Source organism: Cellulosimicrobium sp. Marseille-Q4280 (assembly GCF_943181405.1).
Classification (GTDB): domain Bacteria; phylum Actinomycetota; class Actinomycetes; order Actinomycetales; family Cellulomonadaceae; genus Cellulosimicrobium.
The window spans coordinates 254,093-275,224 of sequence record NZ_CALPBY010000005.1 but is presented as its reverse complement, the minus strand read 5'-3'; the positions used below and the strand labels follow the sequence as shown (position 1 = coordinate 275,224).

At 73.8% G+C, this 21,132-nt stretch carries 22 protein-coding genes, 3 tRNA genes and 1 pseudogene; 13 read left to right on the top strand and 13 right to left on the bottom strand.

All coding sequences use genetic code 11. The features are described from left to right. Window positions 1-60 precede the first annotated feature (60 nt). Window positions 61-447: a hypothetical protein gene (locus NFS20_RS14615; RefSeq protein WP_251152518.1), complete on the top strand. Its 387-nt coding sequence runs from the start codon at window positions 61-63 to the stop codon at window positions 445-447. 27 nt (window positions 448-474) lie between these two features. Here the strand turns inward: NFS20_RS14615 and NFS20_RS14610 are convergent, their stop codons facing one another. The 5 genes and pseudogenes from NFS20_RS14610 to NFS20_RS14590 all read right to left on the bottom strand — a co-directional run bounded on the left by NFS20_RS14610 (window position 475) and on the right by NFS20_RS14590 (window position 5,637). Continuing rightward, the gene (locus tag NFS20_RS14610) at window positions 475-1,764 is read right to left on the bottom strand and encodes a hypothetical protein (protein ID WP_251152517.1); all 1,290 of its coding nucleotides are present in this window, start codon (window positions 1,762-1,764) and stop codon (window positions 475-477) included. Window positions 1,765-1,813: 49 nt separating this feature from the next. After that, window positions 1,814-2,845: a sulfate/molybdate ABC transporter ATP-binding protein gene (locus tag NFS20_RS14605; RefSeq protein ID WP_251152516.1), complete on the bottom strand. Its 1,032-nt coding sequence runs from the start codon at window positions 2,843-2,845 to the stop codon at window positions 1,814-1,816. Between the two features lie 130 nt (window positions 2,846-2,975). After that, a pseudogene (locus NFS20_RS14600) lies at window positions 2,976-3,638 on the bottom strand (sulfate ABC transporter permease subunit); the annotation flags it as partial. A 52-nt stretch (window positions 3,639-3,690) separates the two neighbouring features. After that, window positions 3,691-4,587, bottom strand: a complete 897-nt coding sequence (gene cysT / locus NFS20_RS14595) for a sulfate ABC transporter permease subunit CysT (protein ID WP_251152515.1) — start codon at window positions 4,585-4,587, stop codon at window positions 3,691-3,693. 3 nt (window positions 4,588-4,590) lie between these two features. Further along, window positions 4,591-5,637 (bottom strand): sulfate ABC transporter substrate-binding protein, encoded by a 1,047-nt coding sequence (locus NFS20_RS14590; RefSeq protein WP_251152514.1) that lies wholly within the window; start codon window positions 5,635-5,637, stop codon window positions 4,591-4,593. Window positions 5,638-5,870: 233 nt separating this feature from the next. Here NFS20_RS14590 and purF point away from each other — a divergent pair, with 233 nt between their 5' ends. After that, on the top strand, window positions 5,871-7,418 hold the full coding sequence (purF, locus tag NFS20_RS14585) for an amidophosphoribosyltransferase (RefSeq protein WP_251152513.1): 1,548 nt from the start codon (window positions 5,871-5,873) through the stop codon (window positions 7,416-7,418). Between the two features lie 44 nt (window positions 7,419-7,462). Further along, window positions 7,463-8,602, top strand: coding sequence for a phosphoribosylformylglycinamidine cyclo-ligase (purM, locus tag NFS20_RS14580; protein ID WP_251152512.1), 1,140 nt, complete (start codon window positions 7,463-7,465; stop codon window positions 8,600-8,602). A 221-nt stretch (window positions 8,603-8,823) separates the two neighbouring features. On the opposite strand, the gene NFS20_RS14575 is transcribed toward purM, so the two are convergent. Next, entirely contained in the window at window positions 8,824-9,033 is a 210-nt protein-coding gene (locus NFS20_RS14575) for a DUF3073 domain-containing protein (protein WP_251152511.1), read from the bottom strand. Window positions 9,034-9,429: 396 nt separating this feature from the next. Between NFS20_RS14575 and NFS20_RS14570 the strand changes: the two genes are divergently transcribed. Beyond that, window positions 9,430-9,642, top strand: coding sequence for a BldC family transcriptional regulator (locus NFS20_RS14570; RefSeq protein ID WP_251152510.1), 213 nt, complete (start codon window positions 9,430-9,432; stop codon window positions 9,640-9,642). 96 nt (window positions 9,643-9,738) lie between these two features. Here NFS20_RS14570 and NFS20_RS14565 read toward each other — a convergent pair whose 3' ends face one another. From NFS20_RS14565 to NFS20_RS14545, 5 genes are all read right to left on the bottom strand, one after another. After that, window positions 9,739-10,038, bottom strand: a complete 300-nt coding sequence (locus NFS20_RS14565; RefSeq protein ID WP_251152509.1) for a DUF3618 domain-containing protein — start codon at window positions 10,036-10,038, stop codon at window positions 9,739-9,741. Continuing rightward, entirely contained in the window at window positions 10,035-10,457 is a 423-nt protein-coding gene (locus tag NFS20_RS14560) for a phage holin family protein (protein WP_251152508.1), read from the bottom strand. The genes NFS20_RS14565 and NFS20_RS14560 overlap by 4 nt, the downstream gene beginning before the upstream one ends. A 166-nt stretch (window positions 10,458-10,623) precedes the next feature. Next, window positions 10,624-10,696: transfer RNA gene (locus tag NFS20_RS14555), tRNA-Phe, on the bottom strand. A gap of 54 nt (window positions 10,697-10,750) precedes the next feature. After that, window positions 10,751-10,824 (bottom strand) — tRNA-Asp (locus NFS20_RS14550). Between the two features lie 129 nt (window positions 10,825-10,953). Next, a tRNA-Glu gene (locus tag NFS20_RS14545) sits at window positions 10,954-11,026 on the bottom strand. A 50-nt stretch (window positions 11,027-11,076) separates the two neighbouring features. Between NFS20_RS14545 and NFS20_RS14540 the strand changes: the two genes are divergently transcribed. The 9 genes from NFS20_RS14540 (at window position 11,077) to NFS20_RS14500 (ending at window position 18,068) form a co-directional block, all read left to right on the top strand. Beyond that, complete coding sequence (locus tag NFS20_RS14540) at window positions 11,077-11,421, top strand: metallopeptidase family protein (RefSeq protein ID WP_251152662.1); 345 nt, start codon at window positions 11,077-11,079, stop codon at window positions 11,419-11,421. 44 nt (window positions 11,422-11,465) lie between these two features. Continuing rightward, the gene (locus NFS20_RS14535) at window positions 11,466-11,786 is read left to right on the top strand and encodes an ArsR/SmtB family transcription factor (RefSeq protein ID WP_251152507.1); all 321 of its coding nucleotides are present in this window, start codon (window positions 11,466-11,468) and stop codon (window positions 11,784-11,786) included. Beyond that, a complete protein-coding gene (locus NFS20_RS14530; protein ID WP_251152506.1) occupies window positions 11,783-12,721 on the top strand; it encodes a cation diffusion facilitator family transporter in 939 nt (312 codons plus the stop codon). The genes NFS20_RS14535 and NFS20_RS14530 overlap by 4 nt, the downstream gene beginning before the upstream one ends. Window positions 12,722-12,785: 64 nt before the next feature. Then, window positions 12,786-13,781, top strand: coding sequence for a UDP-glucose 4-epimerase GalE (galE, locus tag NFS20_RS14525; RefSeq protein WP_251152505.1), 996 nt, complete (start codon window positions 12,786-12,788; stop codon window positions 13,779-13,781). A gap of 101 nt (window positions 13,782-13,882) precedes the next feature. Then, window positions 13,883-14,797, top strand: a complete 915-nt coding sequence (locus NFS20_RS14520; RefSeq protein WP_251152504.1) for a phytoene/squalene synthase family protein — start codon at window positions 13,883-13,885, stop codon at window positions 14,795-14,797. Further along, entirely contained in the window at window positions 14,794-16,479 is a 1,686-nt protein-coding gene (crtI, locus tag NFS20_RS14515) for a phytoene desaturase family protein (RefSeq protein ID WP_251152503.1), read from the top strand. The genes NFS20_RS14520 and crtI overlap by 4 nt, the downstream gene beginning before the upstream one ends. A gap of 7 nt (window positions 16,480-16,486) precedes the next feature. Continuing rightward, complete coding sequence (locus NFS20_RS14510) at window positions 16,487-16,855, top strand: lycopene cyclase domain-containing protein (protein ID WP_251152502.1); 369 nt, start codon at window positions 16,487-16,489, stop codon at window positions 16,853-16,855. Continuing rightward, a complete protein-coding gene (locus NFS20_RS14505) occupies window positions 16,852-17,199 on the top strand; it encodes a lycopene cyclase domain-containing protein (protein ID WP_251152501.1) in 348 nt (115 codons plus the stop codon). Before NFS20_RS14510 ends, NFS20_RS14505 begins: the two co-directional genes overlap by 4 nt. Next, entirely contained in the window at window positions 17,196-18,068 is an 873-nt protein-coding gene (locus tag NFS20_RS14500) for a prenyltransferase (protein ID WP_251152500.1), read from the top strand. Before NFS20_RS14505 ends, NFS20_RS14500 begins: the two co-directional genes overlap by 4 nt. Window positions 18,069-18,140: 72 nt before the next feature. On the opposite strand, the gene NFS20_RS14495 is transcribed toward NFS20_RS14500, so the two are convergent. Both NFS20_RS14495 and NFS20_RS14490 read right to left on the bottom strand, forming a co-directional pair. Then, entirely contained in the window at window positions 18,141-19,565 is a 1,425-nt protein-coding gene (locus NFS20_RS14495) for a M15 family metallopeptidase (protein WP_251152499.1), read from the bottom strand. Between the two features lie 319 nt (window positions 19,566-19,884). Next, entirely contained in the window at window positions 19,885-21,123 is a 1,239-nt protein-coding gene (locus tag NFS20_RS14490; protein ID WP_251152498.1) for a threonine/serine exporter family protein, read from the bottom strand. Window positions 21,124-21,132: the final 9 nt, after the last annotated feature.

The following is a 21,132-nucleotide window of genomic DNA, read 5'->3' as shown; positions in this document are numbered from 1 at the left end:
CGGGTCGCGGTGCGTCCGGCTCGCATCGAGCTCCCAGGCAGCGCAGGTAGGGTCGTCCTCGTGAGCTCCCAGCAGTCCTCCGCTCCCCACGACCGGTCCGACGACCGGCCCGGCGGCGCGGCGTCCGACGCGATGTCCGGCCCTCAGCCGACCGCCGACGACGCGGCCGACGTGCCCGCCGACGAGGTCGAGATCGAGGAGGTCGTCGACCCGACGACCGTGCGTCGTGCGCCGCGCTACCGCGCGTTCTTCACGGTGGGGATCGTCCTCGGCCTCGTGGTCGGGCTCGGGGTCGGTGGCGCGTGGCTGCAGTCCGACGCCGCGCAGGGCGTGCTCAAGCCCGGCGTCTACTTCTCCGTCATCCTCCTCACCTGCACGGCGCTCGGCGCCGCGGTCGCCGGTGTGTGGGCCGTGATCGCCGACCGCCGGAGCCTGCGCGGTCGCTGATCCACGGACCTGCTGGGCCGGCGTCGCTCAGGTGGGCGACCCGTCACCCGGCGCCCACCGGGACCGGACCTGCGCCCGGAGCACGGCGGAGCGTCGCACGTCGGCGACGACGTAGCCCACCGCGACCAGGCCGGACAGCACACCGGCGACCGCCGCTGCGCGGACGGCCCCCGCCGACCACAGCACCGGGATGCTCCCGGACACCGCCGCGACCGCGACCGGGGAGACGAGCCCGAGCAGCGCGATCCAGCCGATCGCCGCCCGACCCGCTGCCGAGTGCTGCGCGTGGGCGACGTCCAGCACGACGGCGTCCGGCAGCGTCCGCGTCGGCGGCTCGACCCGCAGCGCGGCGCGGACCCGACGCTCGTGGTGCGCGGCCCGGACGACCGTCGCGGCGAGCCAGAGGACGAGAGCGAGCAGCGCTGCGGCGACGAGGGCGCCCCCGACGCCGACGAGCACGTCGATCGCCGTCTCTCCCGCCGGACCGTAGTACCGGCGCGGGGCTCGCTTCCCGGGCTGGCGCACGAGGAGGCCGGCCATGAACATGACGAAGCCGACCGCTCCGCCGATCCCTACGACGGCGCTCGCCACCCTCCGCCGTCGGGCACCGACCCGTTCGCGTGCCCTGGCCTCCGTGGTGACGGGCTCGGGGCCCAGCATCGAGCGCACGCGCCGCTCGGCAGCCTCGGCGGCACGCTCCTCGTTCCCGCCCCAGGTCGTGCGGACCCGCCGCTGCGTCACCTCCCAGCGCTCACGCCACCCGCGCGTCGCGACGAGTCCCAGCCCGCTCGCGGCCGCCAGCACGACCCCCGCGAGGAGGACGGCGGGGCCGTGCCCGTCGTCGGACGCGAGCATCGCCGCGCCGATGCCGCCGCCACCGAGCACCGCGACGCCGAGCGTCGTCCACAGGAGCCCGGTGACCGCACCGGGCGGGCTGGACCGCGCGACGCGCTCGCGGACGGCGCGGGGCGGCACCTGCGTGCGAGGACGTCCCGTGTCGACGAGATCGCGCGCGAGGAGCGACGTCGAGGCCGCGCGGAGCGGCACGAACAAGGCGGCGGCGAGGGCGAGGAGAAGGGCCCACCAGCCGAGGACGCCTCGCCCGAGCTCCTCGAGCTCGAACCGCATCCCGCCGAGCAGCTCCCCACCGCCGACGACGACACCCATCAGGGCGAACAGGGCGACCACGAGCCCGCCGAGGAACGCGCCGCTCGCCGTCGCCAGGCCGTCCAGGACGGCCAGCCTGGGGCCGGGGACGACCTCGACGAACCGGAAGGTGCCGCGCTCGCGGCGGTGACGCGAGCGGGTGCGGTCCACCGACGCAGGATAGGGGAGCGGGGTGCGCTCGTGCGTCGGCCGACCCGGTTCACACCGCCCCGGCGACTCCCGCCGGGACCCGGGACGTCGGCGCGCCTTCCGCGGGTGCGAGCCGCACCGCGACCCCGGCCTCCAGGCCCAGCGTCCGGGCCTCGGCCCGCGTCACGACGACGCTCACCACCTCGTCCTCGGCCGTCACCTCGGCGCGCACCTCGAAGCCGACGCGCGTGGTGCGCGAGACGACGCCGGTCACGGCACCGCCCGCGCCCGGGCCGTCGGCGGGGTGAGCCTCGGCGCCCGCGGGAGGGGCGCCGTCGGGCAGCACCTCGACGTGGATGTCGTGCGGACGGACGAGGATCCCGCCGAGCCGCGTGACCGGGCCGAGGAAGCTCATGACGAAGTCGTTCGCGGGTCGGTCGTAGAGGTCGTCGGGCGTGCCGACCTGCTCGATCCGGCCCTCGTTGACGACGACGATCTCGTCGGCGACCTCGAGAGCCTCCTCCTGGTCGTGCGTGACGAACACGGTCGTCACCGGGATCTCGTCGTGCAGCCGGCGCAGCCAGTCGCGCAGCTCCTTGCGGACCTTCGCGTCGAGCGCGCCGAACGGCTCGTCGAGCAGGAGGACGCTCGGGCGGATCGCGAGCGCCCGGGCGAGCGCCATGCGCTGGCGCTGCCCGCCCGAGAGCTGCGACGGGAGCCGGTGCGCGAAGCTCTCGAGGTGGACGAGGCGCAGCAGCTCGTCGACACGCTCGGCGGTCTCGGCCTTCGGCGTGCGGCGGATCTCCAGCCCGAAGGCGACGTTGCGCGCGACGCTCAGGTGCTTGAACGCGGCGTAGTGCTGGAAGACGAAGCCGACGTTGCGCCGCCGGGCGGGCAGGTTCGTCGCGTCCCGGCCCTCGATCTCGACCGTGCCGGAGTCCGGCTGCTCGAGGCCCGCGACGACGCGCAGGAGCGTCGACTTCCCGCCGCCGCTCGGGCCGAGGAGCGCGGTGAGGCGGCCGGTCGGGACGGAGACGGAGACGTCGTCGAGCGCGACGAAGTCGCCGAAGGTCTTGCGGACGTTCCGGATCTCGATGCTCATGAGGCGGCCTTCGCGGGGTGGGTGGTGCGGGGGCGGGCGGGGAAGCGACGGCGGTGGGCGTGTCCGAGCGCAGGAAGGTGACCGCGACGATGCACGCGACCGAGACGGACGCGAGGAGGAACGCGACCGCGTACGCGGTGCCCTGCTCGAAGTCCTGGTAGCGCTGCTCGACGAGGAGCGTCGACGTCTGGGTGCGGCCCTCGAAGTTCCCGGAGACCACCTTCACCGCGCCGAACTCGCCGAGCGCGCGGGCGAGCGTGAGGACGACGCCGTACACGACCGCCCACCTGATCGCGGGCAGCGTGATGCGGCGGAACGTCTGCCACCACGTGGCGCCGAGGCTCGTCGCGGCGAGCTCCTCGTCGGTGCCGATCTCGGTCAGCACGGGGACGACCTCGCGGATCACCAGCGGCAGGCACACGAACGCGGTCGCCATGACGATGCCGGGTGGTGCGAAGACCACCTGGAGTCCCGCGTCCTCGAGCGTCGGTCCGAACCAGCCGTCCTGGCCGTACACGAGGACGATCGCGAGACCCACGACGATCGGCGAGACGGACAGCGGCAGGTCGAGCAGCGCGTTGAGCAGTGCCTTGCCGGGGAAGTCGTAGCGCACGAGCAGCATCGAGATCCCGACGCCGAAGAGCGTGTTGATCACGACGACCTGCACCGCGACCGACGCCGTGAGCTGGAGCGCGAAGACGACGCTCGGGTCGGACAGCGCGGTGCGCAGCGTCTCGAGACCGTCGGCGAACGCGCCGCGCACCACGAGGGTCAGCGGCCAGCCCACGAGCATCACGAGGTACACGACCACGACGGCGCGCAGCGTGCGGCGCACCCAGGGAGAGCTATCCACGGCGGGCCACCCTCCTCTGGACGAGCTGGATCGTCGCGATGACGAGCAGCGACACGAGCAGCAGGACGGACGCGACGGCCGCGGCCTGCTCGGGCTGCCCGTTCTCGAGGTAGCTGAGGATGCGGACGGAGCCGACCTCGGTGCGCATCGGCAGGTTGCCGGAGAGCAGGACGAGCGCGCCGTACTCGCTGATCGCCCGCGCGAAGGACAGCGCCGCTCCGGCCGTGATCGCCGGGGCGAGCGCCGGCAGGATCACCCGGCGGAAGGTCGTGGCGCGGGTCGCGCCGAGGGACGACGCGGCCTCCTCGACGTCGCGGTCGAGCTCGGCCAGCACGGGCTGGACGCTGCGCACGACGAACGGCAGGGTGACGAACAGGAACGCGAGGAAGACGGCGGCGCGCGTGTTCGCGACGTCGACCCCGAGCGGCCCGGACGGCCCGTAGAGCGCGAGGAGCACGAGCCCGGCGACGATCGTCGGGAGGGCGAACGGGATGTCGATGAGCACCTCGAGGATGCGCTTGCCCGGGAAGGCGTCGCGCACGAGGACCCAGGCGACGAGCGTGCCCATGACGACGTTCACGGCCGTGACGGCGAGCGCCTGGGACACGGTGAGCGTGAGCGCGGCCGCCGTCTGGGGCTGCGTGATCGCCGCGACGAACGCGGGCCAGCCGCCCGCGGAGGTCTCGACGAGGACGGCCACGAGCGGCACGAGCGCGAGGGCGGAGAACCAGAGGAGCGAGACGCCGAGCCCGAGTCCCGAGACGGCCGTGAGCCGGTACGGGCCGTTGCGCGTCCGGCGGCGGGCACGGCCGTCCCGGCCGCGCGCGGCCGGGGCCGGGGGGCGCTCGCGCGCCGCCCGGCCCGGTCGTTCAGCGAGGGTGGAGGTCACGGGTCACTGCTTCCCGGTCTCGGTCTGGATCGTCGTCACGAGGCCCTCGTCGCCGAAGAACTTCTCGTTGGTCGCGGACCAGCCGCCGAAGTCGTCCTCGATCGTGAGCAGGGACGGGATGGAGGGGAACGGGTCGCTCGGGTCGTTGGCTCCCTCGACCTCGCCCTCCACCTCGCCCACGAGCGGGCGGAAGCCCTTGCTCACGAACGCCTGCTGCCCCTCGGCCGTGAGGACGAAGTCGAGGTAGCTCTGCGCCTTCGGGTCGGCGTCGACCGTGACGGCCGCCGGGTTCTCGATGAGCAGCGTCTGGTCGGGGACGACGTAGTCGAACGTCTCGCCGTTCTGGCGGGCGAGGATCGCCTCGTTCTCGTAGGAGAGGAGGACGTCGCCCGTCCCGGCCGTGAAGGTCGTCGTGGCGTCGCGCCCGCTGCCGGGCAGCGCCACGGCGTTGGTGAAGAACTGGCGCAGGTACTCGGTCGCGTCCTGCTCGGTCCCGCCGTTCGCGATGACGCTGCCCCAGCCGGCGAGGATGTTCCACCGTGCCGAGCCGGACGAGCCAGGGTTCGGCGTGACGATCTCGATGCCCGGCTTCACGATGTCCTCCCAGCCCTGGATGTTCTCGGGGTTCCCCTCGCGCACGATGAGCACGACGACGGACTGGCTGACGATGCCCGCGTTCTCGCCCGCGTCCCAGTCGTCGGCGACGATCCCTGCCTCGACGAGGCGCGTGACGTCGCCCTCGAGCGAGAAGTGGACGTAGTCGGCCTCGAGGCCGTCGGCGACGGCGCGGCTCTGGTCGCCCGAGGCGCCGTACGACGTCTCCCAGGTGACGCCCTGGCCGTCCTCGGTCTCGGCCCACAGCTCCTGGGCCGCGTCGTTGCCCGCCTTGGGTACGGCGAAGCCCACGAGCGAGAGCGTGGTGGGCTCGACCGACGCGTCGCCGTCGCCACCGCCGGAGCCGTCGACGGCGGTCGGCGCGCAGGCGGTGAGGACCAGCGCGGTGGCCGCGGCGGCGGCGGCGAGGGGGAACGTGGTCCGGTGGCGTCGCATCTGTCTCGTCCTTCGGTGGGGGCCCGGGGGCCGTCTCGCACGGCAAACTGGACTGCCGCGATCGGGTAAGTCCAGATTCAAGCGGGAGGCGACCACTCCGCGAAACCCCCGACTGTCTGGTGAGACGACGTAACGCTCCGGTGAACGGCCCCGCGCCGGTCCGCGGGTGGTTCTCCGGAGCGGTCGCGGGCGCGTTCTCCGGACGAGGCCGCCCCCGTGAGACACTGAGGTACGTGGCCCCCCGCGGAGATGGACTTCTCAACCACGACCTCATGCCCGGCGAGAAGGGCCCCCAGGACGCCTGCGGCGTCTTCGGGGTCTGGGCGCCCGGCGAGGAGGTCGCCAAGCTCGCCTACTTCGGCCTCTACGCCCTGCAGCACCGTGGGCAGGAGTCGGCCGGTATCGCGACGAGCAACGGCGAGCAGATCCTCGTCTACAAGGACATGGGACTCGTCTCCCAGGTGTTCGACGAGACGGCGCTCAACGCCCTGACGGGGCACATCGCCGTCGGGCACTGCCGCTACTCCACCACCGGCGGTGTGACGTGGGAGAACGCGCAGCCGACGCTCGGCGCCACCGCGTCCGGGACCGTCGCCCTCGGCCACAACGGCAACCTCACCAACTCGGCCGAGCTGGTCAACCTCGTCGCCGAGCGGTACGGGAGCCAGCGGCGCGGTGAGCTCGCGCGCGGCAACACCACGGACACCGCGCTCGTGACCGCGCTGTTCGCGGGCGACGCCGACCACACCCTCGAGGCCACCGCCCTCGAGGTCCTGCCGCGCCTGCGCGGTGCGTTCTCGCTCGTCTTCATGGACGAGCGCACGCTCTACGCCGCGCGCGACCCGCAGGGCGTGCGCCCCCTCGTGCTCGGCCGCCTCGAGCGTGGCTGGGTCGTCGCGAGCGAGACCCCGGCGCTCGACATCGTCGGCGCGTCGTTCGTGCGCGAGGTCGAGCCGGGCGAGCTCATCGCGATCGACGCCGACGGCCTGCGCTCGCAGCGCTTCGCGCCCATCGAGCGCGCGGGCTGCGTGTTCGAGTACGTGTACCTCGCGCGCCCCGACACCGCGATCAACGGACGCTCGGTCCACGCCGCCCGCGTCGAGATGGGCCGTCAGCTCGCGCGCGAGCACGCGGTCGACGCCGACCTCGTCATCCCCGTGCCGGAGTCCGGGACGCCCGCCGCGGTCGGGTACGCCGCCGAGTCGGGCATCCCGTTCGGGCAGGGGCTCACGAAGAACGCCTACGTCGGCCGCACCTTCATCCAGCCGTCGGACACGCTCCGCCAGCTCGGCATCCGGCTCAAGCTCAACCCGCTGCGCGACGTCATCCGCGGCAAGCGGCTCGTCGTCGTCGACGACTCGATCGTGCGCGGCAACACCCAGCGCGCGCTCATCCGCATGCTGCGCGAGGCCGGCGCGGCCGAGGTGCACGTGCGGATCAGCTCGCCGCCCGTGAAGTGGCCGTGCTTCTACGGCATCGACTTCGCCTCGCGCGCCGAGCTCATCGCCAACGGGCTCTCGCCCCACGAGATCGGGCAGTCGCTCGGCGCCGACTCCCTCGGCTACATCTCGACCGAGGGCATGATCGCCGCGACGGAGCAGCCCGCGTCCCAGCTGTGCACCGCGTGCTTCACCGGGAAGTACCCGATCGAGCTCCCGCCGGACGACCAGCTCGGCAAGCACCTCCTCGAGCAGGCCGAGCTGCCGCTCGGCGCCCCCGAGGACGGCCTGCGGTCGCTCTCCGTGACCGCCGGCGGCGGCGGGGCGCTCCAGCACCCCTGACCCGACCGCACCTCTCCCATCCCGTGACACCTGGAGCGACGACCGTGACTGCCGACGTGCCGAAGACCTCCGCCGGCCTGACCTACGCCGCCGCCGGCGTCGACACCGAGGCGGGTGACAAGGCCGTCGAGCTCATGAAGGACGCCGTGCGTCGCACGCAGGGCCCGCAGGTCCTCGGGGGAGTGGGCGGCTTCGCCGGCCTCTACGACGCCGCCGAGCTGACCCGCTACCGCCGCCCGCTCCTCGCGACGTCCACCGACGGCGTCGGCACGAAGGTCGCGATCGCGCAGGCGATGGACGTCCACGACACGATCGGCTTCGACCTCGTGGGCATGGTCGTCGACGACATCGTCGTCGTGGGCGCGAAGCCGCTGTTCATGACCGACTACATCGCGTGCGGCAAGGTCGTGCCCGAGCGCATCGCCGGCATCGTGCGCGGCATCGCGGCGGCGTGCGAGGTCGCGGGCACCGCGCTCGTCGGCGGCGAGACCGCGGAGCACCCGGGCCTGCTCGGCCCGGACGAGTACGACGTCGCGGGCGCGGCGACCGGCGTCGTGGAGGCGGATGCGCTCCTGGGCCCCGACCGCGTGCGCGAGGGGGACGTCCTGATCGGCCTCGCGTCGTCAGGACTGCACTCGAACGGCTACTCGCTCGTGCGCGCGGTGCTGCAGCACGCGGGCTGGGGCCTCGAGCGCCACGTGGACGAGCTCGGGCGGACCGTCGGCGAGGAGCTCCTCGAACCCACCCGCGTCTACGCGAGCGACTGCCTCGCGCTCGCGGCCGACGAGGCCGCGCAGGTGCACGCGTTCACGCACGTCACCGGCGGCGGCCTCGCGGCGAACCTCGCGCGCGTCCTGCCGGCGGGTCTCGTCGGGGTCGTGGACCGCGCGAGCTGGGACGTGCCGCCGGTCTTCCGGCTCGTGCGCGAGCTCGGCGGGGTGCCGCGCACCGACCTGGAGAGCACGCTCAACCTCGGTGTCGGCATGGTCGCGATCGTGGGCGCGGACGGCGCGGACGCCGCCCTCTCACGCTGCGCGACGCTCGGCCTGCCCGCGTGGGTGCTCGGCTCCGTCGAGGCGTTCGACCCCGCCGGCCAGGACGGCGTCGCGGACGGCGACCTCGTCGCCGGGACCAAGGGCGTGCAGGCCGGCGCGGTCCGGCTCGTGCACGACTACCGGGCCTGAGGGTCGCCCGGGGATCGCCGCTGCCTGCGGTTTGCCATCTCTCCGCGGTCACCGTGCCGGCGGGCGTCGCGGCCCGTCTCAGGTCCGGTGCGCGACGGCGGCGTCAGGCTCCGGGCGCGACGACGGCGCCGCCATCCCGTCGGATGGCGGCGCCGTCGTACGTGGAGATCGCACCTACGGGCGGGGCCCCGTCGCCGGGAGGGGAGACGGGGCGACGACCGTCAGCGGTCGTCGGACCAGCCGTTGTATCGCTGGTCGTAGCTGTCGAGATCGTCGGACGACTCGGCGCCGAAGCGGGAGTCCGTCGCGAGATCCGTACGGCTGTGACCGGTGAGCTCCTGCTCGAGAGCCCTGTAGTTCGTCTCGGGGCTGTAGTACTTCAGCTCCCGAGCGACCTTGGTCTGCTTAGCCTTCTGACGGCCGCGGCCCATGGCTCCGACCCCCTCAACGTAGAAGCGGGGCGGCACCGTGCTCAGACGTGCGGCCCCGGGGTGTAGTTTCGTCTGTTCAGAGTCCAACGGTACACGCTCGGGGCCTATTCCAGCCACTCAAGCGAGGTGCCGAGATGGTGACGTGCGTACCGTCACAACCTCTCCACGAACCCGGCGGTGAGGCCGGGTTCCGGGTCGCCCGCCGGCCGCGTCCCAGGGTGCCCGTAAGGCGCACGAGCGACTGTCCGACCCTTCCGACCATAGGGCTCCTAATTCACCCGTCCGTCAAGTCGCCCGAAATCCGCATCCTGCGACAATGGAGGGGAACTGGCGTCGTGCTGTCGTCGTGATCCGGGGCATCAGCCGGACCAGCGCGTTCCAGGAGGAGGTGCCGTGATGTCCATGCATGGAGAGTCCGAGGTTCTGCTCACGCCCGCCGAGGTCGCCAGCCTCTTCCGGGTGGACCCCAAGACGGTGACCCGCTGGGCGAAGGCGGGAAAGCTCTCGTCGATCCGCACGCTGGGTGGCCATCGTCGCTACCGCGAGTCCGAGGTGCGTGCGCTGCTCGGCGCTGCCAGCGAGCCGGCCGACGGCGCGGACAAGGGCTGATCGAGCGCTGGGCGGACGCCACGACCGTGCCGGGTTCGGCGCGGCGTGACCGCCCTAGGGCGCGGCGACCTGGGCGGCGCGACGACGCGCGACGGCCTAGGAGCGTCTGCGGAGGATCGCCGCGACGACGAGCGCGGTCCCCGCGACAGCGGCTCCCAGCAGCAGCTTGACGTTGCGCGACCGGTCGGGATCCTCCTCGGGGAAGCCGCCCCCCGACAGGAAGGCACCGGTGTCGGACGCCGCCTGCTTCGCCTGCTGCGCCACGTGCGAGGCCTGGACGCGCGGGTCGAGCCGCGTCGTGAGCTCGTCGATGGTCCCCGCGAGCTCGGCGCGCGTGCGCGCGATCTCGTCCTCGATCTGGGACTGGGACGGCGCGGGTGCCTTGTCGGCGCTCACGGGCGGACCCCCTTCTTGATGGTCTCGACGTCTTCCTTGATGCTGTCGACCGCGGCGGTCGGGGTGGGAGGGACGCCGCGCTGGAGCTGCTTGACCCCGACGAACGCGAGGGTCCCGGCGACGAGCACGAGGAAGAGGCCGACGATCAGCGCCGCCAGCCAGGTCGGCATGACGGTGGCGAGGCCCTCCATGCCCGCGGCGAAGAGGAAGCCGAGACCGTAGAGCACGAGCACCGCTCCGACGACGAGCATCCCGATGCCCACGCCGGCGTGCATCGCCTTGTCCTTGAGCTCGGTCTTGGCGAGCGCGATCTCGGAACGCACGAGCCTCGTCGCCTGCTCGGAGAGGCGCTCGACGAGCTGCCCGACCGTCGGCTTCTGCTCCTCGGGCGGGATGCGCCCGTCGACCCAGTCGCTCATGTCTCCGCCCTTCGCCGGTGATCCTCGTCCCACTCAACCGGCAGCCGAGTCGGTCCGCAACTCCCGCGCGTCGACGGAGAGCTCTTCGACACGCCTGTGACGTGCCGAGACGCGTCGGGGGACGAGAAAGCCCCCGCCGATGTCTCCCCGGCGGGGGCTTCGTGGGTGGCTCCGACCGGCGTCGATCCGGTGACCTTTCGATTTTCAGTCGAACGCTCTACCAACTGAGCTACAGAGCCTTGACACGAGAGCCCGGGCGGCCGATGTCGACCGGCCCGGGCTCTCGCCTCGCGCGACCCTGACGGGACTTGAACCCGCGACCTCCGCCGTGACAGGGCGGCGCGCTAACCAACTGCGCTACAGGGCCTTGCTGTGATGCTGAAGTTCTTCCGCTTCTCGCCGTCCGGCGGGCTGCTTTCGAACCGAGAGGATCGTACCGTACCGAGGAGCCGATCCGTAAATCGGCTGGTGACCGCCGGTCCTGCACGATCCTGCGTACCCCCAACGGGATTCGAACCCGTGCTACCGCCGTGAAAGGGCGGGGTCCTAGGCCGCTAGACGATGGGGGCTCGAGGACGTCGGCCAGTGTACAGCGGGGGAGGATGGTCCCGTGGTGGAGATGACGCTCGAGGAGTTCGAGGACGCGGTGCGCGACGGGCTGGACCTCGTGCCCCCGGACCTGGCGGCCCAGATGGACAACGTGGTCGTGCTCGTGGAGGACGACGCGCCGGCGGACGACCCCGAGCTGCTCGGCCTGTACGAGGGCGTGCCGCTGACCGAGCGCGGCGAGATGTGGGCCGCGGGGTCGCTGCCCGACCGGATCACCGTCTACCGCAATCCCACGCTCGCGATCTGCGAGACGCGCGACGAGGTGGTCGAGGAGGTCGCGATCACCGTGGTCCACGAGATCGCCCACCACTTCGGGATCGACGACGACCGGTTGCACGAGCTCGGCTGGGGGTAGACGCCCGCCTGGTATTCATCGGCATCCGGCGATAACATCGCCATATGGCGATGGAAAGCTCGACGCACGACCACGAGGCCGTCGCGCGGCTCCTGCACGCGCTCGCCGAGCCGAGCCGCCTCGCGCTCGTCCACCTGCTGACGGGCGCCGAGCGCCGCGTCGTCGACCTCACGCGCGAGCTCGGGCTCGCGCAGTCCACCGTCTCGGCCCACCTGACGATGCTGCGCGACGCCGGGGTCGTCGCCGTCCGGCGCGAAGGACGGTCGTCGTGGTACCGCCTGCTTCGTCCCGAGGTGGCGCACCTGCTCGCCGACGCCGAGCACGTCGCCCTCGCGCCGCTCCCGCGCGCCGAGGAGGCGTCGTGAGCGGCCGCGGGAATGGTCATGGTCACGGCGGGCACCACGCGCACGGCACCGCGACCGGCGCGCACCGCAAGCGGCTCGCCGTCGTGCTGGCCATCACCCTGACGGTGATGGTCGGCGAGGTGGTCGGCGCGCTCGTCTCGGGCTCGCTCGCCCTGCTCGCGGACGCGGGGCACATGCTCACGGACGCCTCGGGGATCGCGCTCGCCCTCTTCGCGAGCTGGCTCGCCGCCCGCCCGGCGACGTCGCAGCGCACGTTCGGCTGGCAGCGCGCCGAGATCCTCGCCGCGCTCGCGAACGGCCTCGTCCTCGCGTTCGTGGCCGTCACCGTGATCGTCGAGGGCGTCGGGCGGGTGCGCGCGCCCGAGCCGGACATCCGCGCGGGCGTGATGATCGTCGTCGCGCTCGTGGGTCTCGCCGCCAACGCCGTCGGGCTGCGGCTGCTCTCCGCGGGCCAGGCCGAGAGCCTCAACGTGCGCGGGGCGTACCTGGAGGTGCTGGGCGACCTGCTCGGCTCCGTCGCCGTCGTCGCCGCGGGTGTCGCCGTCGCGGCGGGCTTCCCCCGCGCTGACGGGATCGCGTCGGTCGCGATCGGCCTCATGATCCTGCCGCGGGCCGTCCTGCTGCTGCGCGACGTCGCGCACGTGCTGCTCGAGGCGACGCCCCCGGGCGTCGACCTCGCCGCGGTCCGCGAGCACATGGAGGGCGTCCCCGGCGTCGTCGGCGTGCACGACCTGCACGCCTGGACCATCACGTCCGGCGTGCCGGTCATGTCGGCCCACGTCGAGGTCGAGGCGGATCGCCTCGCCCGCGGCGAGGGGACGGACGTCCTGCGCCGGCTCAAGACCTGCTTGAGCGGCCACTTCGACGTCGACCACTGCACGTTCCAGATCGAGCCGCCCGACATGCGGCGCACCGAGTCGTCCGCGCACCACTGAGGTCCCGTGCGCGCGGCCGGGACGGCCCGGAGGGGCAGGGCGGCCCGCCGTTAGGCTGGCCCGCATGACGATTCTGGTGACCGGCGGAGCGGGATACATCGGCGCGCACGTGGTGCGGCTGCTGCAGGACAAGGGCGAGAAGGTCGTCGTGGTCGACGACCTGAGCACCGGCCGGGCCGACCGGGTCGGCGACGCGGAGCTCGTCCAGGTCGACGTCGCGGCGCCCGAGGCCGTCGACGTGCTCACCCGAGCCCTCACGGACCACGGCGTGCGCGCCGTCATCCACTTCGCGGCACGCAAGCAGGTCGGCGAGTCGGTCGAGAAGCCCGCGTGGTACTACCAGCAGAACGTCGGCGGCTTCACGAACCTCGTCACCGCGATGCAGGCGGCCGGCGTCGACCGGCTCGTGTTCTCGTCCTCCGCGGCGACCTACGGCATGCCGTCGGTGTCGATGGTCGAGGAGAAGCTGCACGCCGAGCCGATCAACCCGTACGGCGAGACCAAGCTCGTCGGCGAGTGGCTCGGCCGCGCGGCCGGTCGCGCGTGGGGCCTGCGGTTCGTCGCGCTGCGCTACTTCAACGTCGCCGGTGCGGGCTGGCCCGAGCTCGGCGACCCCGCGGTCCTCAACCTCGTCCCGATGGTCCTCGACCGCCTCGAGCGCGGCGAGCGACCCAAGATCTTCGGCGACGACTACCCGACGCCGGACGGCACGTGCCTGCGCGACTACATCCACGTGCTCGACCTCGCGCAGGCGCACCTCGCGTCCCTCGACTACCTCGACGCCGACGAGCGGCCGTTCGACGTGTTCAACGTCGGCACGGGGGAGGGGTCGTCCGTGCGCGAGGTCATCGACGAGATCGGTCGCGTGAGCGGGCTCGACGTCACGCCGGAGATCGAGCCGCGCCGCGCGGGCGACCCGCCGCAGCTCGTCGGCGACCCGCGCCGCATCAACGAGGTGCTCGGCTGGCGCGCGTCGCAGGGCCTGCCCGAGATCATCTCGTCGGCGTGGGAGGCGTGGCAGGCCGGTCCTCGTCGGATCGAGGTGCCCGCCGACGTGTGAACGCGGCTGCGGCATGAGACCATGACATTCCTCAGCATGCTGAGGAATGCGTGGGGCCGCGCGCTCCCCGGTTCCTCGACGACCCTGGACGGAGTGGTGGCGTGGGCGCCGAGCACGACCTGTACGACCGCACGGCGGCGCGCACGAGCAGGGTCGTGCTCGCGTCCTACTCGACCTCGTTCGGCCTCGGGGCGCGACTGCTCGACCGGGCGACCCGCGACGGGATCGACGCCGTGTACGGTCTGGTGCGCATCGCGGACGAGGTCGTCGACACGCGGCGCGGCGACGGCGCCGCCGAGGTCCTCGACGAGCTCGAGACCGAGACGGCGCGCGCGCTGGAGCGTGGCTGGTCCACGAACCTCGTCGTGCACTCGTTCGCGCGGACCGCGCGCCGGTGCGGGATCGGGCACCACGAGATCGACCCCTTCTTCGCCTCGATGCGCACCGACCTGACCGTGCACGTGCACGACCGCGAGAGCTACGAGCGGTACGTGTACGGCTCCGCGGAGGTCGTCGGGCTCATGTGCCTCGCCGTCTTCCTCAACGCCCACCGCGGCCCGCGCGACCCGCTGACCGCGCCCGACGAGACGCTGGTCCACGGTGCCCGCGCGCTCGGGGCCGCGTTCCAGAAGATCAACTTCCTGCGCGACCTGCGCACCGACTACGCGGACCTCGGCCGCCGGTACCTGCCCGGCGTCGTGCCCGACCGCCTGCGCCGGCGGGACGTGGAGGCGTTCTGCGCCGAGGTCGAGGCCGACCTCGCGGCGGCGCGCGCGTCGCTCCCGGGTCTCCCCGTGCGCGCTCGGGTAGCGGTCGCCGCGACGCTCGCCGTCTACGACCGGCTCCTCGCGCGGCTCTGCGCGACCCCGCCCGAGGAGATCCTCCGGGTGCGCGTGCGGGTCGCCGACCCGGTGAAGCTCGCGCTCGCCGCACGGGCGGCGAGCACGCAGCTCCTCGGCCAGGTCGCCATGCCGCGCGGCCGGTCGGTCGCGACGCGCAACCGGGCGGTCGTGTGAGGGCCCCGCGCGTCGCGGTCGTCGGCGGCGGCATCGCCGGGCTCGCGACCGCCGCCCTGCTCGCGCGGGGCGGGGCGCGGGTGACGCTCCTCGAACGGCACGGCACGGTCGGCGGTCGCGCCGGGACGCTCGAGCTCGACGGGTTCCGGTTCGACACCGGGCCGTCGTGGTACTTCATGCCCGAGGTGTTCGAGCACTTCTTCGCGCTGCTCGGCGAGCGCGTGGAGGACCACGTCGACCTCGTGCGCCTCGACCCGGCCTACCGCGTCTTCTTCGAGCCCGACGGCACCGACGGCCCAGCGTCTTCCGGCGGCCCGGACGCCACGACGCTCGAGGTCACGCGCGACCGCGCCGCGACGCTCGCCGCGTTCGACGCCCTCGAGCCCGGGGCGGGTGCGCGCATGGGTGCGTACGCGGACGACGCCACGGAGGCCTACCGGCTCGCCCTCGACCACTTCCTCTACACGACGTTCGAGCGGCCCGACCGCGCGCTCTCGCCCGACGTCGTGCGCCGCCTGCCGCGGCTCGCGCGCCTGCTCGGACGCACCCTCGCGGACCACGCCGCGGGCACGGTCGACGACGCCCGCCTGCGCCAGGTGCTCGGGTACCACGCCGTCTTCCTCGGGTCGTCGCCGTACCGGGCGCCGGCGCTCTACTCGCTCATGAGCCACCTCGACCTCGTCGACGGCGTGCTCTACCCGCGCGGCGGGATGTACACCGTGATCGAGGCGATCGAGCGCCTCGCGCGCGCCGAGGGCGTCGAGATCCGCACGGGCGTCGAGGTCGAGGCGATCGAGGTCGAGCCCGGTGCCCGACGCCGCGGGCGCGCCACCGGCGTCCGGCTCGCCTCGGGCGAGGTGGTCGCCGCCGACGTCGTCGTGAGCGCCGCGGACCTGCACCACACCGAGACCCGCCTGCTGGACCGCCGCTGGTCGACGCGGCCCGACTCCTGGTGGGACGCGCACGGCCCCGGGGTCTCGGCGCTGCTCGTCCTCGCGGGGGTGCGTGGCGAGCTGCCCGAGCTCGCGCACCACTCGCTGTTCTTCACACGTGACTGGCCACGGAACTTCGAGGCGATCCTCGGCACGGACGCGGGGAGCACCGTCACCGGGCTGCGCGTGCCCGAGCCGGCCTCCCTGTACGTGTCGCGCACGACCGCGACGGACGGGCCGGCGTCGGGCAGGCCCGCCGCGCCGCCCGGCCACGAGAACCTCTTCGTGCTCGTCCCGTTCCCCGCGGACCCGGCGCTCGGCGCCGACGCCCCGTCGCAGCGTGCGCTCGAAGGGCTCGCCGACCGCTACCTCGCCCAGGTCGGCGCGTGGGCGGGGATCGACGACCTGCCCGGTCGTGTCGTGACCCGGCGCGTCCTGGGGCCCGCGCACTTCGCGACCGAGCTGTCGGCGTGGCGCGGCGGTGCCCTCGGCATGGAGCACACGCTGCGGCAGTCCGCGCTGTGGCGTCCCGGGGTGGTGTCGCCGCGCGTCGACGGGCTGTACCACGCGGGAGGTGGGACGATCCCCGGCGTGGGACTGCCGATGTGCCTGATCAGCGCCGAGCTCGTCGCCAAGCGGCTGCTCGGCGAGACGTCCGCCCGTCCGCTCCCGGAGCCGCTGCGGCCGGGCTTCCTCGACGCGAGCCGGCGGCCCGAGCGCCTCGGCGGGCCCGTCGCGGTGCGGCGGTGACGCGGGGGTGACCGGACTGGCCTACCTCGGCGCGCTCGCCGTCTCGCTGGGCGGCATGGCCGTGATCGACCGCCGGTTCCGTCTCGCCTTCTGGCACGACGCGCGCCGTGCCGCCCTCACCGTCGGTCTGGGCGTCGTCGGGTTCCTCCTGTGGGACGTCGCCGGGCTCGTGCTCGGCATCTTCGCGCGCGGCGAGAGCCCGTGGATGACGGGTGTCCTGATCGCGCCGGACCTCCCGATCGAGGAGGTCTTCTTCCTCACGCTGCTCTGCTACGTCGCGCTCGTCGTGTGGCGGCTGCTCGAGCAGGTGCTGCGCGGCCGGCACCGGACGCCCGGCGGGGGAGCCGGGCTCGCCGACCGGGACGGTGACGCATGACGAACATCGTGCTCAACGTGATCGTCCTCGTCGTGCTGGTCGCGGTGTCGTGGCGCGTGCTGCGCCGGCTGCGCCCGGCTCCGCTCACGCTCACCGTGCTCGTCCTGTGCGTGCTCACGCTCGTGTTCGACACGCTGATGATCGCCGCCGACCTGTACGTCTACGACCCCGACAAGATCCTCGGCGTGTACCTCTGGGGCGCGCCGCTCGAGGACTTCGCCTACGCGGTCGCCGCGGCGCTCGGCATGCCGGTGCTGTGGACGGTCCTCGGACGTCGTCGTCGTGCCGTCGGACCGGACGACGCCGCCGGACCGGACGCCGCCACCGGAGGGGACGCGTCGTGAAGGAGGTGCTCGCGGCGTCGCGCCCGTTCTCGTGGATCAACACCGCGTACCCGTTCGCCGCCGGGTACCTCGTCGCGACCGGCGGGCGCGTCGACGTCGCGCTCGTCGTCGGGACGCTGTACTTCCTCGGCCCGTACAACCTGCTCATGTACGGCGTGAACGACGTCTTCGACTACGAGAGCGACCTGCGCAACCCCCGCAAGGGCGGGATCGAGGGGGCGCTCGCGGACCCGGCGACGGCGCGCGCGACGCACCGGCGCATCCTGTGGGCGTGCGCGCTGACCAACGTCCCGCTCGTCGTCTGGCTCCTGGCGCTCGGCGACCTGGCAGCGGGCCTCGTGCTCGCGCTCGTGGTGTTCCTCGTGGTCGCCTACTCGGCACCCGTGCTGCGGTTCAAGGAGCGGCCGTTCCTCGACTCGGCGACGTCGTCGATGCACTTCGTGGGGCCGCTGCTGTACGCGCTCGTGCTCGTCGGCGCCGACCTCGGGGCGCGCACCGTGTGGCCCGTGCTCGTCGGGTTCTTCCTCTGGGGGGCGGCGTCGCACGCGTTCGGCGCCGTGCAGGACGTGCGGGCCGACAGGGAGGCGGGCATCGGGTCCGTCGCGACCGTCGTCGGGGCGCGCGCGACCGTGCTCGGGGCCGCGGGCGCGTACGTCGCCGCGACGGTGGTCCTCGCCGCCCTGCCGTGGCCCGGAGTCCTCGCCGCGCTCCTGCCGCTCCCGTACGCGGTGAACGTGCTGCGCTTCCGGGACGTGCGCGACGCCGACTGCGAGCGCGCCAACGCGGGGTGGCGCACGTTCCTGTGGCTCAACCTCGTGACGGGCTTCCTCGTGACCATGCTCCTCGTCGCGGCGGCGCTGACCACGTAGCCCCGCCGCCTCGGGACGACGACGCCCCGCGACCGGGAGCGGTCGCGGGGCGTCGGGCGCGGTGCGGGAGCGTCAGGAGAGGTCGCCGTACTCCCAGTGCCACGGCTCGTTCTTGGACCCGCCGGCGCGGGCCCACTCGGGGTTGTCCCAGCCGAACGCGGGGGCGTTGGCCCGCATCCACTCGTACTGCGCGGTGCCGTAGCTCTGCACGCCGGCACCGAGGTCGAGCGCGAGGCCCCAGCCGTGGTCCGACGTCCCCGGGGTCGCCGCGTAGTAGCCGCGCGACGCCTTGACCGAGACCTGGGAGCCGTAGGAGCGGTAGGAGTCGGTGACGGACAGGTCCGTGCCGAACGCCTCGCGGTACTTGAGGTTGAGCGCCTCGATCTGGTGGTCGGCGTCGCAGCGCAGCATCTCGCCGGGCGCGAAGGACAGCTCGCACAGCACCTCGGCCGGGATCTGACCGTTGCCGTACCCGGCCGTGGAGGTCGCCCACTGGTCGAGCTGGGCGGCCACCTCGGCTGCCGACGGCGGGCCGGGGACGACCTCGACGGCGACTCCCGCCTCGGTCGCGTCGAGCAGCGTGCGCAGCTCGGCGGTCAGCGCGGTGATGTCGTCGGCGCTCGCGGGCGCGACCGTCGCGGCGTCGTCCTCGGCAGCAGGCTCGGCGGCCGCCGCCTTCTCCGTGGCCGCGGCGTCGTCGGTCGCCGCGTCGGACGGGGCGTCCTCGTCCGGAGCGTCGTCTGCTGCCGACGTCGCGTCGCCCGACGGCTCGGCGTCCGCCGCACCGTCCGTGGCGGGCTCGAGCGGCGTGGGGGCCACGAGCCCCCCCGTGAGCGGTGCGGCCAGCTCGTCGAGACGCGTGCGCTCGGTGCTGCGGCTCGCCCTGTCGGCGTCCCGGTCGGCCGTCTCGGCACCTGCAGCCTGGGTACCTGCGGCCTCGCCGGCCTTGTCGGCCGTGGCAGCCTCGGTGCCGGCGTCCTCCGCCGCTGCGGTCTTCGCGGCCGCCGTGTCCTCGGCGCCGGCTGCGTCCTCGGTGGCAGGGGCCTCCGGTGCGGCGGCGGACAGCACGTCGGCCGAGCCTCCGGTCGCGGTGATCGCCTCGGAGAGCCGCGTCCGCGTCTCCTCGATCTTCGCGGCCTGGGCGGCGGGGAGGGACCCCGCCTGCTCGCTCGTCACGTACTCCGCGCGCACGAGCGCGTCGCTCGCGGCGTCGATCACCGCGGGGTCCGCGACGACGGCCGGCGAGCCCGCCGTCGTGAGGGGAGAGGTCGTCTCCGGGGCCGGCGTCGTCGCGCCCTGCGTCGAGGTCCCCGCGGGGTCGACGAACGCGGCGGCGGCGGTGGTCGCCGTGAGCGCGACGGCCGCGAGGGCGGCGCCGGTCCCGACGGCGGTGCGGCGGGCGCGCGGGCCCGTCACGGGCGGCACGAGAGCGTCGAGGCGAGCCGTCGCACCGAGGGTCGAGCGCAGCGAGGTGCGCGGAGCGGAGTGGCGGCCCATCTAGCGGTCCTCGCCGGGGGTCGGCCGGCGGGTACCGCGGGCGTCGTGGTGCAGCAGAGTCAAACCGGGGTCCGATCGTCGGGTCGTGGTCGACGGGGCCCGGCGGGGCCGCCCCGGGCAGGGGCAGCCGGACGAAGGGCGGGCGCGGTGACCACGACGGCGTGCGTGTCGTGGCGGGACGCTCAGGCCCTCGCACCACGAGGTCGGCTCCCGGACGCGCGTGGCGATCCCGACCGACCGTTCAATCGTCAACTAGTCAGACGTCCAGTCGCGCCCATTTCCGCGAGGATGCCTCGCGAATGGGGTGCGGAACCCGTGCTCAGGATGTGAAGAGGGTACGTGTCACGCGACTCGCGTCCCGCGTGACGCCGCTGCCGACGAGCGTCCCGAGCGCGATCCCGAACACCGCGACCGCCGCGTTCGCGAGCTCCTGCGCGGCCTCGGGCCCGCCTCTCACGAGGTCCGAGAGACCGAGCAGGCTCAGCGCGCCGGGCACGAGGAGCCAGAACGCGGGCAGCGTCGTGACGACGGCCGGCGGGCCTCTCCGGGTCCGCTCGACGAGCGTCGCGAGCGGCACCACGGCGAGCGCGCCGACGAAGCCCGCGAGCGGGTCGGCGGCCAGCGCACCCAGGAGCTGGGCGGCGTACGCGCCGAGCAGCACGACCCACACCCAGGGCAACGAGCCGCGCGGCGTCGACGCGAAGTACATCTGCCCGACGCCGACGACGAGCACGCCGAGCCACGGCGCCCACCAGCCCAGCGTCGGCTGCGCGGTCGCGGCGTCGAGCCGACCCGCGACCGCCGCGCCGGCGATGACGCCGAAGACGAGGAGCAGGAGCTGGGCCACCCCGTACACGAGCCGGCTCGCGCCCGCGACGATCTGGTTGCTCGTCAGCTCGATCGCGGCGACCGTCAGCACCGCGCCCGGCAGGAACGACACGAGCGGGGGGACGAGGACGCTCAACGGCTCGTCGCCGAGCCACGGCTGCACGACGTCGGTCGCGACGACCGTGACGAGGAACGCCGCGACGACCGGGAGGGCGGTGCCGAGCGTCGGCCACCGCGACCCGAGCCAGCGCAGGGCCCCGACGAACATGCCGAGGACGAGGTAGACCGGGAGCAGGTGGGCCGTCGGGTTGAGCACGAGGCCGAACCCGACGGTGAGGTGCCCGTGCCCGACGATCGTCACGGGCGCGCCGAAACGGGGCGGTCGTGCCCGGATCGCGCGGAGCTCGGAGCGGGCCTCGGCGAGCGGCACGTCGGTCGTCCGCAGGCGCCGGACGAGCGTGTAGATCGCGCCGATCTGGTCGAGGTTCAGCCCGCTCCCGGCGGCGGCCGCGAAGTCGGTGAGCGTCCCGCCCGCCGTGCTGACCCGCACGAAGACGCCCGTGGGCAGGACGAGCGTCCCGACGGTCGTCGCCCCGTACCGCTGCGCGACGGCCTCCAGCGCCTCCTCCACGTCCGTGACGGACTGGCCGGAGTCGAGCAGGTCGCGGCCGAGCGCGCGCAGCAGCGGGACGAGGTCGGGAGGGACGTCGGGCGGCTCCGGCGCGTCCACGGGGGCCGG

Coding starts and splice junctions, on each gene's coding strand:
- NFS20_RS14570 (WP_251152510.1), top strand. CDS start 9,430: ATGTCCATGCATGGAGAGTCCGAGGTTCTGCTCACGCCCGCCGAGGTC.
- NFS20_RS14505 (WP_251152501.1), top strand. CDS start 16,852: ATGACGAACATCGTGCTCAACGTGATCGTCCTCGTCGTGCTGGTCGCG.
- NFS20_RS14560 (WP_251152508.1), bottom strand. CDS start 10,457: ATGAGCGACTGGGTCGACGGGCGCATCCCGCCCGAGGAGCAGAAGCCG.
- NFS20_RS14540 (WP_251152662.1), top strand. CDS start 11,077: ATGACGCTCGAGGAGTTCGAGGACGCGGTGCGCGACGGGCTGGACCTC.
- NFS20_RS14605 (WP_251152516.1), bottom strand. CDS start 2,845: ATGAGCATCGAGATCCGGAACGTCCGCAAGACCTTCGGCGACTTCGTC.
- NFS20_RS14495 (WP_251152499.1), bottom strand. CDS start 19,565: ATGGGCCGCCACTCCGCTCCGCGCACCTCGCTGCGCTCGACCCTCGGT.
- NFS20_RS14575 (WP_251152511.1), bottom strand. CDS start 9,033: ATGGGCCGCGGCCGTCAGAAGGCTAAGCAGACCAAGGTCGCTCGGGAG.
- NFS20_RS14590 (WP_251152514.1), bottom strand. CDS start 5,637: ATGCGACGCCACCGGACCACGTTCCCCCTCGCCGCCGCCGCCGCGGCC.
- galE (WP_251152505.1), top strand. CDS start 12,786: ATGACGATTCTGGTGACCGGCGGAGCGGGATACATCGGCGCGCACGTG.
- NFS20_RS14535 (WP_251152507.1), top strand. CDS start 11,466: ATGGCGATGGAAAGCTCGACGCACGACCACGAGGCCGTCGCGCGGCTC.